The 12372-nt window shown below is 65.7% G+C and carries 9 protein-coding genes and 1 tRNA gene; 4 read left to right on the top strand and 6 right to left on the bottom strand.

The window, feature by feature from the left end:
• Window positions 1–139: 139 nt before the first annotated feature.
• The gene (locus HMPREF0298_RS10190; protein WP_006841099.1) at window positions 140–481 is read right to left on the bottom strand and encodes a helix-turn-helix domain-containing protein; all 342 of its coding nucleotides are present in this window, start codon (window positions 479–481) and stop codon (window positions 140–142) included.
• A 146-nt stretch (window positions 482–627) separates the two neighbouring features.
• Between HMPREF0298_RS10190 and HMPREF0298_RS10185 the strand changes: the two genes are divergently transcribed.
• From HMPREF0298_RS10185 to HMPREF0298_RS11665, 3 genes are all read left to right on the top strand, one after another.
• Complete coding sequence (locus HMPREF0298_RS10185) at window positions 628–1905, top strand: hypothetical protein (RefSeq protein WP_006841098.1); 1278 nt, start codon at window positions 628–630, stop codon at window positions 1903–1905.
• A 194-nt stretch (window positions 1906–2099) separates the two neighbouring features.
• The gene (locus HMPREF0298_RS10180; RefSeq protein ID WP_006841097.1) at window positions 2100–3092 is read left to right on the top strand and encodes a tyrosine-type recombinase/integrase; all 993 of its coding nucleotides are present in this window, start codon (window positions 2100–2102) and stop codon (window positions 3090–3092) included.
• A gap of 102 nt (window positions 3093–3194) precedes the next feature.
• Complete coding sequence (locus HMPREF0298_RS11665; RefSeq protein WP_006841096.1) at window positions 3195–5051, top strand: hypothetical protein; 1857 nt, start codon at window positions 3195–3197, stop codon at window positions 5049–5051.
• A 252-nt stretch (window positions 5052–5303) separates the two neighbouring features.
• Here the strand turns inward: HMPREF0298_RS11665 and HMPREF0298_RS10170 are convergent.
• The 5 genes from HMPREF0298_RS10170 to HMPREF0298_RS10150 all read right to left on the bottom strand — a co-directional run bounded on the left by HMPREF0298_RS10170 (window position 5304) and on the right by HMPREF0298_RS10150 (window position 7736).
• Window positions 5304–5376: transfer RNA gene (locus tag HMPREF0298_RS10170), tRNA-Arg, on the bottom strand.
• Window positions 5377–5391: 15 nt separating this feature from the next.
• Entirely contained in the window at window positions 5392–5646 is a 255-nt protein-coding gene (locus HMPREF0298_RS10165) for a mycoredoxin (RefSeq protein WP_006841095.1), read from the bottom strand.
• Window position 5647: 1 nt separating this feature from the next.
• Window positions 5648–6127: a dihydrofolate reductase gene (locus HMPREF0298_RS10160; RefSeq protein ID WP_006841094.1), complete on the bottom strand. Its 480-nt coding sequence runs from the start codon at window positions 6125–6127 to the stop codon at window positions 5648–5650.
• Window positions 6127–6927 (bottom strand): thymidylate synthase, encoded by an 801-nt coding sequence (locus HMPREF0298_RS10155; RefSeq protein WP_006841093.1) that lies wholly within the window; start codon window positions 6925–6927, stop codon window positions 6127–6129. Before HMPREF0298_RS10155 ends, HMPREF0298_RS10160 begins: the two co-directional genes overlap by 1 nt.
• A 23-nt stretch (window positions 6928–6950) precedes the next feature.
• Complete coding sequence (locus HMPREF0298_RS10150) at window positions 6951–7736, bottom strand: 3'(2'),5'-bisphosphate nucleotidase CysQ (protein ID WP_006841092.1); 786 nt, start codon at window positions 7734–7736, stop codon at window positions 6951–6953.
• 32 nt (window positions 7737–7768) lie between these two features.
• On the opposite strand from HMPREF0298_RS10150, the gene HMPREF0298_RS10145 reads away from it, so the two are divergent.
• The gene (locus HMPREF0298_RS10145) at window positions 7769–12358 is read left to right on the top strand and encodes an Lhr family ATP-dependent helicase (protein WP_006841091.1); all 4590 of its coding nucleotides are present in this window, start codon (window positions 7769–7771) and stop codon (window positions 12356–12358) included.
• The last annotated feature ends 14 nt before the right edge of the window (window positions 12359–12372 follow it).

The following is a 12372-nucleotide window of genomic DNA, read 5'->3' as shown; positions in this document are numbered from 1 at the left end:
GTCGACGTCGTTTCGGCCACCCACGTCGACACATCGAATCGGAACGACTTGCGCTTGCCAGGGGGTGTACTTTTGCGAGTGTGCGAGCGTTTTAGCCATGCGAAACAACGAAACGTTCACCAGCACACAGTCGCACGGCTTACGGGTAGTCATACCCGCCCTTCGACTTCAAACCCCTGTGCGACGGAGCCTTCTGGTACGGCCACATTGGCATGTGAACCGCGGCCTCGACGGCGGCAACGGTGTCGGCAGACGGCCACACGTCACCTGTGACCCAGCGCGAGAGCACAGAGGGGTGCAACCCGCACCTGCGGGCGAAGTCGGACCTGTTCTTCGCCCAACCCTCGGCAACGTAGTACTCGACCGTTTTCACGAGGTTGTCCCGCAGCGCCCAAGCCTTGCGGTAGACCTCGGGCACCGTCTCGACGTCCACGTCGGGCCACGTCTCGTATGCGCGTCGCGGTGGAGGGAACTGGGCCATGCCTGCCACGCTACAGCCCAAATGCAGCGAACCGTAGTGCAAGCATTAGGCGGGGGTACCGGCTTCGGTGTCACGTCCACTTCCGCCGCGCACCCCGCCCCGTCCACCCGTGGCGAGGACCGTCCCGAGACCCGAGGCGGTGCAGCTTGACACTGACCAACCAGCAGCGCGAAGAAGTCTTGCGCCGTATTGAAAACTACGCCCCTCAAGGCACCGACAACGGCGCTTGGGAACACATTGCTCACTTCGTCCGCGAGACCGCGAAGAAGGCGACTGTCGAGTCGGAAACCGGGTCGAAGGTGTTCGTTGCGGACCAGAAGTCGAGCGTCGACGTTCGTGGTGTACTGCGTGTGCTGACCCGAGCCTCCGCGAGGGCGTTCAACTCCGGGCGTGCGCTCACCGTTGACTCGGTGCTCAGCGACGCGAACGTCTCAGCGATACTCGCAACCTTAAAGTCGAGGAACTCGGTTTCTCAAGAAGCCTACCTCTACCGGCTCGTGCGCGAGGCGCTCAACGGCCAGGAGTTGTCGTTGTACCACCGACGGGACATCGAAAAGCCGCCGGCACAGCCGTACGAGCCGAACGACTGGCAGCGCCTGCACCACTGGGTCGTTTCACAGTCCACCGAGCTTCGCCGGGAGCGGGCGGCCGTTATTGTCGGCCTCGGCTTAGGGGCCGGCATTGGCCAGGAGGTTGCTCTGGTCAAAGCCCGTGACGTCACCCTCGACTTAAACGGCGTGGTGTGGGTTGCGGTACCGCACCGTGTCGCTGAGGGCGCGGCGCCCGCCATTCCGGTGGCGGCGGCGCTTGCTCGAAGTGTGTGGGAAGTGGCGCAAAAGCGTGACCCCGACGAGTTGCTGCTCGGTGGCGCAGAGAGCGACGTTCGCGAAATTACGAAACGGTTGAACCTGAATCGTTCGTTCAGGGTCGAACTCGACAGGTTGCGTGCGACGTGGGTGCGTGAGGTGGTGCGCCACTTACCGCGTGAGACTGCGGCGGCCGCGGTGGGCACTGACCTCAAGAGCTTTCGTCGCCTTGAGAAAACCGCGCGTCTTGACCCGGCCACACCCGACACGCTTGCCGACAGGCTCGACGTTTTGGCAGACCCGCTTCGAGACTGGCCGGCGCTGCGGTTGTCTGAGGCCGCACCTGTGGCTGACGTGGAGGAAGGCACCGGTTCCGCCCCGGTCTCCGACGCAGTGGTCGTGACGCTTCCCGGCACGGCCAGCAACAACACGGACGAGGCCGAACCGGAGCGTGAAACCGAGACACCAGAGCCACAGACCGCCGTTGCTTCTTTGGACGCCCACCGACACAAGCAGGCACCCCGCTCAATTTCGAGCAAACTGCCTGCCCCCGAAGAGGGTCGTCTTACTGACTTTGCTCGCGGACCGAACCCCGGTACGGGCCGTCGGGGGTGGTAGACATGTTGACCTGCGAAATTGCGGTGTTTGCCCAGGCAGAACGTTCGGACACGAGCCACTGGTGTGTGCATGTTTGCACGCTGTGGACCTTGACGTCGTGTGCAAATTTGCACACACTGGGGCTAGCTCTTTCCACCATAGGAGTAGCCCACGCCACCACCACCTTGCGTGTGGGCGGACAAGGACAAGCGAATATGCCCACCACAACCACTCGCAATAACCCTCACCAGGTCATTGCGGCCTACACCCCGAAAGTTGTCGAACCCCACGAGTGGGACGTTGTCGCACCGTTCGTGCGCGAGCACGTCGCCGCTGTCGCCAGTGCCGACTGGTCGGCTGACCAGTGCCGAAACGCCCTTCGTCTCGTGACCCGTCTCGCGGTGCATGTGTTCAACGCTGGGCGAGACGTCAGCGTTGCAGCCGTGTTCAGCGAGGGTGCTATCAACGCATTTTGCCACCAGGAGCTCGACACCGCTGCAACGCACGTCCGCGGCACGTCACGGGCGACGCTGCGCCGCATTGCCAAACAGGTCAACCCGAACTTCGACGGACCGCGTCAGCGTCCCGAGTACGGCAACGAGTCGAAGGCCGCACCGTACACCGAAGCAGAAGTGCTTGGCGTAAAGACCTGGGCTGACGCTGAGCACACCGAGTCTCGCCGTCAGCAGGCGAACCTGCTGCTCGCACTCGCACTTGGCACAGGGCTTCGCTCCGGCGAGGTCGCAAACCTCACGGCCGGCGACGTGGAGACCGACGCAGAAGGCACCGTGGTCTTTCCGTGGGGCTACCGCGGGGCAGACAAGCGGTTCGTACCTGTCGAGCGCGAGTGGGCAGGTGTTGTCGCTAAAGCCGTCGAGAATGCAGCAAGCCGTACAGAGTGGCTGTTTCGGCCACTGCGGACGACCGCCGACTCGGGCACCGTTGCGACGTTTACGAAACGCTCTCCGCACCGGGGCACCGTGCTCGACATGGCCCGGGCGCGGACGACGTGGCTTGTCAACCAAGTCAAAAAGGGCGTGCCGGAGACCGCGGTCGTTGAGGCCGCGGGGTTGACCGACTTGCAGCATTACCGGCAGTTCTTAGTCGAACCGACGCACGTTTCGGCGCGCGAGGCGAGAAGCCTGCTTTCCGGGACGTTGCACGAGACGCCGAAGCGAGGGCTGACGCTCATCCACGGCAGCGCGTAGGCGCTTTTCACACAAACTTCTAGACCCATAAAACACCTGGTCGCGACCCAGGGTGAGTCTTCTATTGCCAAAAACTTTCCGCTTGAAAAGGAGGTGACAACAATGTCGAAGGGACTTCGCACACGCAAGTTCGCACCCGCGAAGAAGGGCCACCGCCACAACATTCGCCTGGTGGAGGAGCGCCGCGTGTCGTTTGCGAACATACAGTTGGCCCAGCGCATTGTTGACGCCTCCGGCGCGGTTGGTCTCGTGGACTCCTGGCGTGTCGCTGACGGGCTGAAAACCGACAAGGGCGGCCGCCCGCCCGAGGTGGACACTCGCGCGGCGCTAACACTGTGGACCTACCAGGCAGTCACACAGTCGCCGCAGCTCATTGCCCACATGGCAAAGGCCGTCGCCTTCGGTTTGGAGGGCAAGGGCTGGGAACTTCTGGAGCTCACCCCATTCGACTGGGACGAAGCCGACCCGAAGGCGCACTTCGACACCTACATGACGTGGTACAAGCGCATTGCAGCCTGCCTCGACCGCGTTCGCGCGACCATTGAGCCCTTCCCGGAAGTGGGCAAAAAGCGTCGCTACACCGTCGAGGAGTGGGTGCCGTTCATTGCTTACTTTGACGAGAAGAAGGGCAAGAAGGAAGTCTTAGCCCGAGTTGAGGAGCGCAAAGCCCGCGGCGTCGAACTCGTCAACCGCCTGGTGTGGGCGAGCGTGGAGCTTATGGACCCAGACACCTTCGCCAAGTGGAACGGCGACATTGCCGTCGACGGCACCATTATTCCGGTGTCGAAAAACGGCAACCCGAACAAGAAGGACATGCTCTCTGGCAAGGCCAACAAGCACCGCCTTGTGGCTTCGACCCCGACACTCGGCTGGCACGCCAAGGAAGGCGACCACGACGGCGAGAACACCAAGAAGACGGCAACGCACACCTGGGGGTTGGAAGCCACTGTTGTCGCCATGTGCGGTGAGGGTTTTGCCGAGCCGGGTGGCGCTCCGGGGCTCATTCTCGGGGTCACTGGCGGGGTGCCTGCTGTGGCACCCTCAAAGCGCGTCTTCGAGTCGCTAAAGAACCTCACCGACCGCCCGGAACTCCCGCGCCGGCACTTCATTGCCGACCGGCTCTACTCGCCGGGTCAGAACCCGGTGAAGTTCCAAATGCCTATGCGCAAACTCGGCTACGGGTTTGTCGCTGACATGCGCCGGGACACCCGTGGTGTCCAGACCATTACGACGTCTGGCGCTCCCATTGTGGACGGTACTGCGTACTGTCCTGCAATTCTCAACATGCCGCGCCTGCTCGACCCCTACACCGCGTGGGAAAAGGGGCAACTGACCGACCAGCAGTTCTCGAACCTGCTTCAGGCTCGCAAGCGCCTCGCGCTCGCTCGCTACGGTACGAAGCCGAACAAGAAGGGCGACGTGCGACTGGGTTGTCCGGCGCGTGCGGAGGGTGCAGAAATTACCTGTCCGCTGGTTCCGCCTGCCGAGGAAGGCAAGAAGAAGGCAGGGTTCCAGAAGGACGAGCTGACTGCTGCCGAGGTGCCCTCCAAGGCTTCCTGCCCGAAGGTCTGCCAGCAGCGCACCGTGACGCTGAAGAACACCGCCGAGGACGGCGCGAAGTTCCTCCAGCACGGTCCTGCCTTTATGACTGCGGAGTGGCGCAAGGAGTACGGCCGCCGCAACACCATTGAGTCACGCAATGCAATGCTCAAGAACGGTTCCTACCAGGGTGCCGGCGACGTGACGACCCGTCTTATGCGTGGCTGGGCAGCGCAAATGCTGTGCATGGCCATGGCCGCGGTGGGGGTGAACCTCGCCATGCTCGACGCTGCTGCCTGGTCTCGCCCGCACACGGGTCAGAAGCCGACTCCGCCACCGCCGCGGGGCGGCCGCAAGCCCAGCTCGGACGACATTGAGCAATGGAAGTTGGGCGACAACGCACCGCCGAAGGCGGCATAAGCCTCCACAGGCCACCGGCTGAATCTTGAGTTTCAAGGACTTCATGCCGAGTGGCCTACAGGTCGTGGAGAAGAGCCTGTTTTAGCGCAAAAAACCGGCCGGCAAAGCCTATTGAGGCTGAAAAACCGGCCGGTGTTCGCGTTGTCGGGGATAGTCTCTCCAAAAGTTACCGAATTTTGAAAACCCGGGTTAACCTGGAAGGAGTTTCCTGAATTGAACGGAAAAGTTAACCGAAACCCCCGATGGGGAAAGCGCCCCAGAGAGGAATCGAACCTCCGACACCGGCTTTAGGAGAGCCGTGCTCTATCCACTGAGCTACTAGGGCAATGCCTAAGAAAGGTTAGCGCATGGCATTGTACTTCTCGACGACAGCCCCAACGCCAGGGTTGGTCATGTGCGTGCCGTCAGAAAAGCGCACCGTGGGCACGATCCTGTTGCCGTTGTTGACGGAGGCGACCCAGTCCGAGAACTCGGCGTTCTTCGGGTCGTCGACGTCGACGACGTCGTAGTCGACATCGGTGCGCTTGAGCCCGGCGAGCAGGACGCGGCAGTAGGGGCACCAGCTGGTGGCGTAGACGGTTACGGGGGAGGTCATGTCAGATCCTTTCAAAGCGCTGGAAGCGGTAGCGCAGCCCGGTAGATGAGGTGAGCCAGTCGGTGTCCGACGACATCTTGAAGTCCTCGGTCAGGCGGGGAGCGAAGACGGCGTTGCGGCCGATTGCGGCGGCGAGGTGGGCGTCGATAAGCGTGCGTTCGATGACGTCGACCTCGTCGATGGTGGCCTCGTAGAGCTGCGCGCCGCCGATGATCCAGGCGTCGGTTTCAATGTCGGGAAGGTCACGGGAGACGAACGCGCCGTTGGACCAGGTGCCGGCCTCGCGCGAGGACACCACGTGGTTGGGGCGCCCCGGCAGTGGTCGCTTCGGCAGCGCCTCCCAGGTGCGGCGGCCCATGATGATGGGGTGGCCCATCGTCACCGCCTTGAAGTGCTTTAAGTCCTCGGGCAGGTGCCAGGGCATGCCGGCGCCGTCACCGATCACCCCGTCGAGGCATTGCGCCCAAATCGCGCCGAGCACTAGACCGCCACCTCCGCGGTGATGGTCGGGTGGGGGTCGTATCCGACAACTTTGATGTCGTCAAAGGAGTACTCGAACAGGCTCGGAGCTTTGCGCAGCTCGAGCTGCGGGTAGGGCCGCGGCTCGCGGGAGAGCTGCTCTTTGACCTGCTCGATGTGGTTGTTGTAGATGTGGCAGTCGCCGCCGGTCCAGATCAGCTCGCCCACTGTCAGGCCGGCCTGCTGCGCGAACATGAGAGTCAACAGCGAGTACGAGGCAATGTTGAACGGCACGCCCAAGAACATGTCGGCGGAGCGCTGGTAGACCTGCATGCTCAACCGACCGTCCGCCACGTAGAGCTGAAACAGCAGGTGGCACGGCATCAGCGCCATTTTGTCCAGCTCGGAGACGTTCCACGCGGAGACCAGGTTGCGGCGCGACTCCGGGTCCTCGCGCAGCAGGCGCAGCGACTCGGAGATTTGGTCGATGTGGCGCCCGTCCGGGGTGGGCCACGAGCGCCACTGCACGCCGTAGACGGGGCCGAGCTCACCGTCCTCATCCGCCCACTCGTTCCAAATGCGGATGTTGTTGTCCTGCAGCCAGCGCACGTTCGACTCACCGCGCAGGAACCACAGAAGCTCGCCGACGACACCCTTGAAGTAGACCTTCTTGGTGGTCAGCAGGGGAAACGATTGTGAAAGGTCGTAGCGCAGCTGGCGGCCGAAAACGCTGAGCGTCCCGGTGCCCGTGCGGTCGCCCTTGGGCGAGCCGTTTTCCAGGATGTCGCGCAGCAGATCTTCGTACGGGGCGGGCACAGTCATGTGCAGTGACCTTAACGCCTTCGTTACTTGCCAGCAAGGCCGTCGAAGGAGCCGTGCTGCTCGAGGTATTCGGCGCAGGCCGCCAGGATGTCCTCGGCCAGTTCGGGTCGGCAGATCAGCAGGTCGGGGATGTAGGTGTCGGCGTTGTTGTAGCGCATCTCGGAGCCGTCGAGACGCGAGGCGTGCAGCCCCGCGGCAATCGACACCCCGACGGGTGCGGCCTGGTCCCATTCGTACTGGCCACCGGCGTGGATGTAGGCGTCGTAGTCGCCGAGCAGCACGTGCATCGCCTTCGCCCCGGCGGAACCCACCCCGACGGCTTCGAAGTCGAGCTTGTCCGCGACAAACTGCGCCACCTCCGGCGGGCGGTTGCGCGACAGCGCGATGCGGCGCGACAGGGGCCCGGAAACGTGGCGCACATCGGAGGACTTGAACACCACGCCCAGGTCGGGCAGGCCGACCGCGGCGTGGGTGGGAACGCCGTTTTCCACCAGCGCGACGTGGACGGCCCAGTCCTGGCGGCCGGTGGCGAACTCCTTGGTGCCGTCGAGTGGGTCGACAATCCAGACGCGCTCCTTGTCCAGGCGCTCCGAGTTGTCGGCGGCCTCCTCGGAGAGGAAGCCGTCGTCAGGCCGGTGCTGGGCGAGCACGCGGGCGATCCAGTTTTGGGCGAGGTCGTCGCCCGCCTCGCCGAGTTCGCGGCCGCGGAGCAGCCCGACGCCGCGGATCCCCTTGAGGATCTCGCCCGTACCCTGGGCGATGAGGTTGGTCAGACGCGAGTCGGAGTGCTGGGAGTCCGGTACAGTCATGGCCCAAACATTACCCGGTTAAAGTGTTGCGCATGACTGCAAGCGTTTTGGACCGTTTCCACCCCCAGGTGGCAACGTGGTTTTCCGAGGTGTTTGCAGCCCCGACCGCGGTCCAGGAGGGGGCGTGGCGCGCCATCTCCGCGGGTGAGAACGCGCTGGTTGTCGCACCCACCGGCTCCGGCAAGACGCTCGCCGCGTTTTTGTGGTCGCTCAACTCGCTGGTGGAGCGCGCGGGCCAGCAGGCGCTGCCGATCGACGGTTCGGCCCGCTCCACCCACGGCGGGGTGAAGGTGCTCTACATCTCCCCGCTCAAGGCCCTGGGCGTGGACGTGGAGAACAACCTGCGCGCCCCTCTCGGCGGCATTGCGCGCGTGGCGCAGCGCATGGGCCTGGACACCCCGGACATTTCGGTGGGCGTGCGCTCGGGTGATACCCCGCAGGCGGAGCGCAACCGGCAGGTGCGCAAGCCGCCGGACATCCTGATCACCACGCCCGAGTCGCTCTACCTCATGCTCACGTCGAAGGCCGCCGGGATCCTCACATCGGTCGACACGGTCATTGTCGACGAGATCCACGCGCTGGCGGGAACGAAACGCGGCGTGCATCTGGCGCTCTCGCTCGAGCGTTTACGCCGCATCACGGGACCGTTCCAGCGCATCGGGCTGTCCGCCACGGTGCGCCCGTTGGAGGAGGTGGCGAACTTCCTCGGCCCGAAGACCACGATTGTCAACCCGCCGGCGGAGAAGAAGTGGTCGCTTGGCGTGCACGTTCCCGTCGAGGACTTGAGTGATCTGCCCGTGCCGGAGGAGGCGTCGACGATCGGCGAGGCCGTGGTGGATGACTTGCTGGACCCGGCGCCGGTGGGGGCGTCGAAAAGCATCTGGCCCCACATAGAGCGCGCGGTGTACGACAAGGTGATGGCGCACCGCTCGACGATCGTCTTCGTCAACTCGCGGCGCACCGCCGAGCGCCTGACCAGCCAGCTCAACGAGCTGTGGGCGGCCGAGCACGACCCTGACGCCTTGAGCCCCGCTTTACGACGCCCACCCGCGCAGCTGATGAAATCCGTCGACACCGCGGGCCACGCGCAGACGCTGATCGCGCGCGCCCACCACGGCTCGGTGTCGAAGGAGGAGCGCCTGACCACCGAGACGATGCTGAAAGAGGGCACGCTCAAGGCCGTGATCTCGACGTCTTCGCTCGAGCTCGGTATCGACATGGGCGCGGTTGACCTGGTGATTCAGGTGGAGTCGCCGCCGTCGGTGGCTTCCGGCCTGCAGCGCGTCGGCCGGGCCGGGCACTCCGTCGGCGAAACCTCCGTCGGCGCGTTCTACCCGAAGCACCGCTCCGACCTCGTGCAAACGGCGGTGACGGTGCCACGCATGCGCGCCGGGCTGATCGAGGAGCTGCGCACGCCCCTGTCCCCGCTCGACGTGCTGACGCAGCAGACCATCGCCGCAGTGGCGGTGGAAGACGTAGACGTCGACGAGTGGTTTGATACCGTGCGCGCCGCCTGGCCGTACCGCAACCTGTCGCGCGACGTGTTCGACGCGGTGATCGACCTCGTCGTCGGTGTCTATCCCTCGACCGACTTCGCGGAGCTCAAACCCCGCGCGATCCTCGACGGCACGGTGCTCAAAGCCCGCCCCGGGGCGCAGCGCGTGGCGGTGACCAACGCCGGCACGATCCCGGACCGCGGCATGTTCGGAGTCTTCCTCGTCGGAAGCGAAGGCGCACCCCGGCGCGTCGGCGAGCTCGATGAGGAGATGGTCTACGAGTCCCGCGTCGGCGACGTGTTCACTTTGGGGGCTTCGAGCTGGCGCATCGAGAACATCACCCGCGACCAGGTGCAGGTCAGCCCCGCGCCCGGCCACACGGGGCGCCTGCCCTTCTGGACGGGTGACAGCCTCGGCAGGCCGTACGAGCTGGGCAAGGCGTTGGGGGAGTTTCGTCGTCAAGCGCGCTCGGGCCCGCTCGACGCCTCGCTCGATGAGTTCGCGCGCCGCAATCTCATTGCCTACCTCGACGAGCAGGAGGAGGCCACGGGGATCATCCCCGACGACACCACGTTGGTGCTCGAGCGCTTTACCGACGAGCTGGGCGACTGGCGCGTGGTTTTGCACACCCCGTTTGGCAAGGGGGTCAACGCCGCGTGGGCGCTGGCCGCGGGTTGGCGCATCTCCCAGGAAACGGGCATGGACGCCCAGGCTGTCGCGGGCGACGACGGCATCGTGCTGCGCCTGCCGCAGGGCGAGAAGGAACCGGACTCGTCTCTGTTCGCCTTCGACGCCGACGAGATCACCGACATTGTCACCGCGCAGGTGGGCAACTCCGCCCTGTTCGCCTCGCGCTTTCGCGAGTGCGCTGCGCGCGCCCTGCTCCTGCCGCGGCGCAACCCCGGCAAGCGCGCGCCCTTGTGGCAGCAGCGCCAGCGCGCCGAGCAGCTTCTCGACGTCGCCCGCAACTACCCGTCGTTTCCCATCATCTTGGAAACGGTGCGCGAGTGCTTGCAGGACGTCTACGATCTGCCCGCCCTGCGCGAGGTGATGCAGCACCTGCAGACGCGGCGCATCCGCGTTGCGGAGGTCACCACCGACCAGCCGAGCCCGTTCGCCTCATCGCTGTTGTTCAATTACACCGGCGCCTTCATGTACGAGGGAGATACCCCGCTCGCCGAGAAGCGCGCCGCCGCGTTGTCGCTCGACCCTTCACTGCTGGCGAAGCTGCTGGGCACCGTCGAGCTGCGCGAGCTTCTCGACGCCGACATCATCGCCGAGGTCGACGCTTCGCTGCGCCGGGTGGGCAAGGCGCTGACCTCCGAGCAGTTCGCCGACACCCTGCGCATCGTCGGCCCGGTGCCGCTCGATGAGCTCGATTCCTACACGTCTGTCCCGCTGGTCTCGCTCGAGGAGGCGTTGGGCGCGCGCGTGATGCGGGTGCGCATCGGCGGGCGCAGCCACATCGCCCAGGCGCTCGACGCGCCGCTGTTGCGCGACGGCCTCGGCGTGCCAGTTCCGCCCGGGGTGGCGGCGCAGGTCGCAACCATCAACGACGCGCTCGCGCAGCTGGTGAGCAGGTGGGTGCGCACTCGTGGGCCGTTCGTCCTGCGCGATCTTGCCGACGCCTTCGGGCTCGCGGTCGGCGCGGCCTACTCCGCGCTGGCGCCGCTTTTGGACTCGGGCAAGGTCATCGAGGGCCGCTACCGCCAGGGCGTTACCGAGCAGGAGTACGTGGCCGCGGAGGTGCTGCGCATCATCCGCTCGCGCTCTTTGGCCGCGGCGCGCGCGCAGACGCGGCCGGTGTCCCAGTCGGCGTTTGGGCGCTTTCTGCCCAGCTGGTCACACGTCGCGCCCGCCGGCCAGGTCGCGGCGCTGCGTGGGGCCGACGGGGTGTACACGGTGTTGGAGCAGCTCGCCGGGGTGCGGCTGCCCGCCTCCGCCTGGGAGTCGCACGTGCTGCCGTCGCGCGTGGGCGACTACAGCCCGGCGATGCTCGACGAGCTGACCGCATCCGGGGAGATCTCCATCGTCGGCGCGGGCAAGGCGGGTGCGCGCGACCCCTGGCTGATGCTGCTTCCGACCGACTACGCCGGCCAGCTCATGCCGGATTCAACCGAGCCGACGATGTCGTTGACCCAGGCTCAGGTAATGGAGAAGATCCGGGGCGGGGGAGGCTTCCTGTTCACGGATCTTTTGCAGGGCACCACCGTGGAGGAGCTGCGCGAATCGATGTGGGACCTCGTGGAGGCAGGTTTCGTCGCCCCCGATTCCTTCGCCCCGATCCGCGCGCGCCTGTCCGGCGGGACAACTGCCCACCGCGCCAAGCGGCGGCCGTCACGTTCGCGGGTGCGCACCGGGCGCACCTCCTTTGCCACGCTGACTCCGCCGGACATGGTGGGCCGCTGGGCCGCCACACCGGGCGTGGATACCGATGCGACCCGCCGCTCGGTTGCGTTCGGCGAGGCGTGGCTCGACCGCTACGGCGTGGTCACGCGCGGCAGCGTCGTTGCCGAGGACGTGCTCGGCGGCTTCGCCCTGGCGTACAAGGTGCTCTCTGGCTTCGAGGAGTCCGGCAAGGCGATGCGCGGCTACCTCATCGAGGGCCTCGGTGCGTCGCAGTTTTCCACACCCGCAACGATTGACCGCCTGCGCGGGCACCAGGATTCCGACGATGTGGTGGGGTGGCCCTCGGGCACCCGCGAGCCGCTGGTGTACGTCCTCGCCGCCACCGACCCGGCCAACCCCTACGGTGCCGCGCTGCCGTGGCCCGCCCAGGGGCCGACGCGCTCTGCCGGAGCTATGGTCGTGCTTATCGACGGCCTCCTCGCCGCGCACATCACCCGCGGCGGCAAGACCATGACCACCTTTTTCGAGCATTTCCCCGAAGGGGTGGGCGATCCCATGCCGCTGGTTGTCTCAGCCCTGTCGCAGGCCGTTGCTGCGGGGCGGATGAAGCCACTCAACGTGCAAAAGCTCAACGGCAAGGCCGCGTTCTCACTGCGTGATTACGGTGCGGCCGTGACCCACAAGGGCGCGAAAATCGGGGGCGCCAACACCCAGGCGCCGAAGCGCCGGGGCAGGAGCCTCGCGGAGGCGGTGGAGGAGCTCAGCTTCGACGACTAGCGCTTTCTAGCGCC

Origin of the sequence: Corynebacterium lipophiloflavum DSM 44291 (genome assembly GCF_000159635.1) — a bacterium.
GTDB lineage: Bacteria > Actinomycetota > Actinomycetes > Mycobacteriales > Mycobacteriaceae > Corynebacterium > Corynebacterium lipophiloflavum.
This window is presented reverse-complemented; position numbering and strand designations above follow the sequence as displayed.

Bases quoted from the DNA above. Each gene is read 5' to 3' on its own strand.
- HMPREF0298_RS10190 (WP_006841099.1), bottom strand. From the start codon at position 481: ATGGCCCAGTTCCCTCCACCGCGACGCGCATACGAGACGTGGCCCGAC.
- HMPREF0298_RS10180 (WP_006841097.1), top strand. From the start codon at position 2,100: ATGCCCACCACAACCACTCGCAATAACCCTCACCAGGTCATTGCGGCC.
- HMPREF0298_RS11665 (WP_006841096.1), top strand. From the start codon at position 3,195: ATGTCGAAGGGACTTCGCACACGCAAGTTCGCACCCGCGAAGAAGGGC.
- HMPREF0298_RS10165 (WP_006841095.1), bottom strand. From the start codon at position 5,646: ATGACCTCCCCCGTAACCGTCTACGCCACCAGCTGGTGCCCCTACTGC.
- HMPREF0298_RS10155 (WP_006841093.1), bottom strand. From the start codon at position 6,927: ATGACTGTGCCCGCCCCGTACGAAGATCTGCTGCGCGACATCCTGGAA.
- HMPREF0298_RS10150 (WP_006841092.1), bottom strand. From the start codon at position 7,736: ATGACTGTACCGGACTCCCAGCACTCCGACTCGCGTCTGACCAACCTC.
- HMPREF0298_RS10145 (WP_006841091.1), top strand. From the start codon at position 7,769: ATGACTGCAAGCGTTTTGGACCGTTTCCACCCCCAGGTGGCAACGTGG.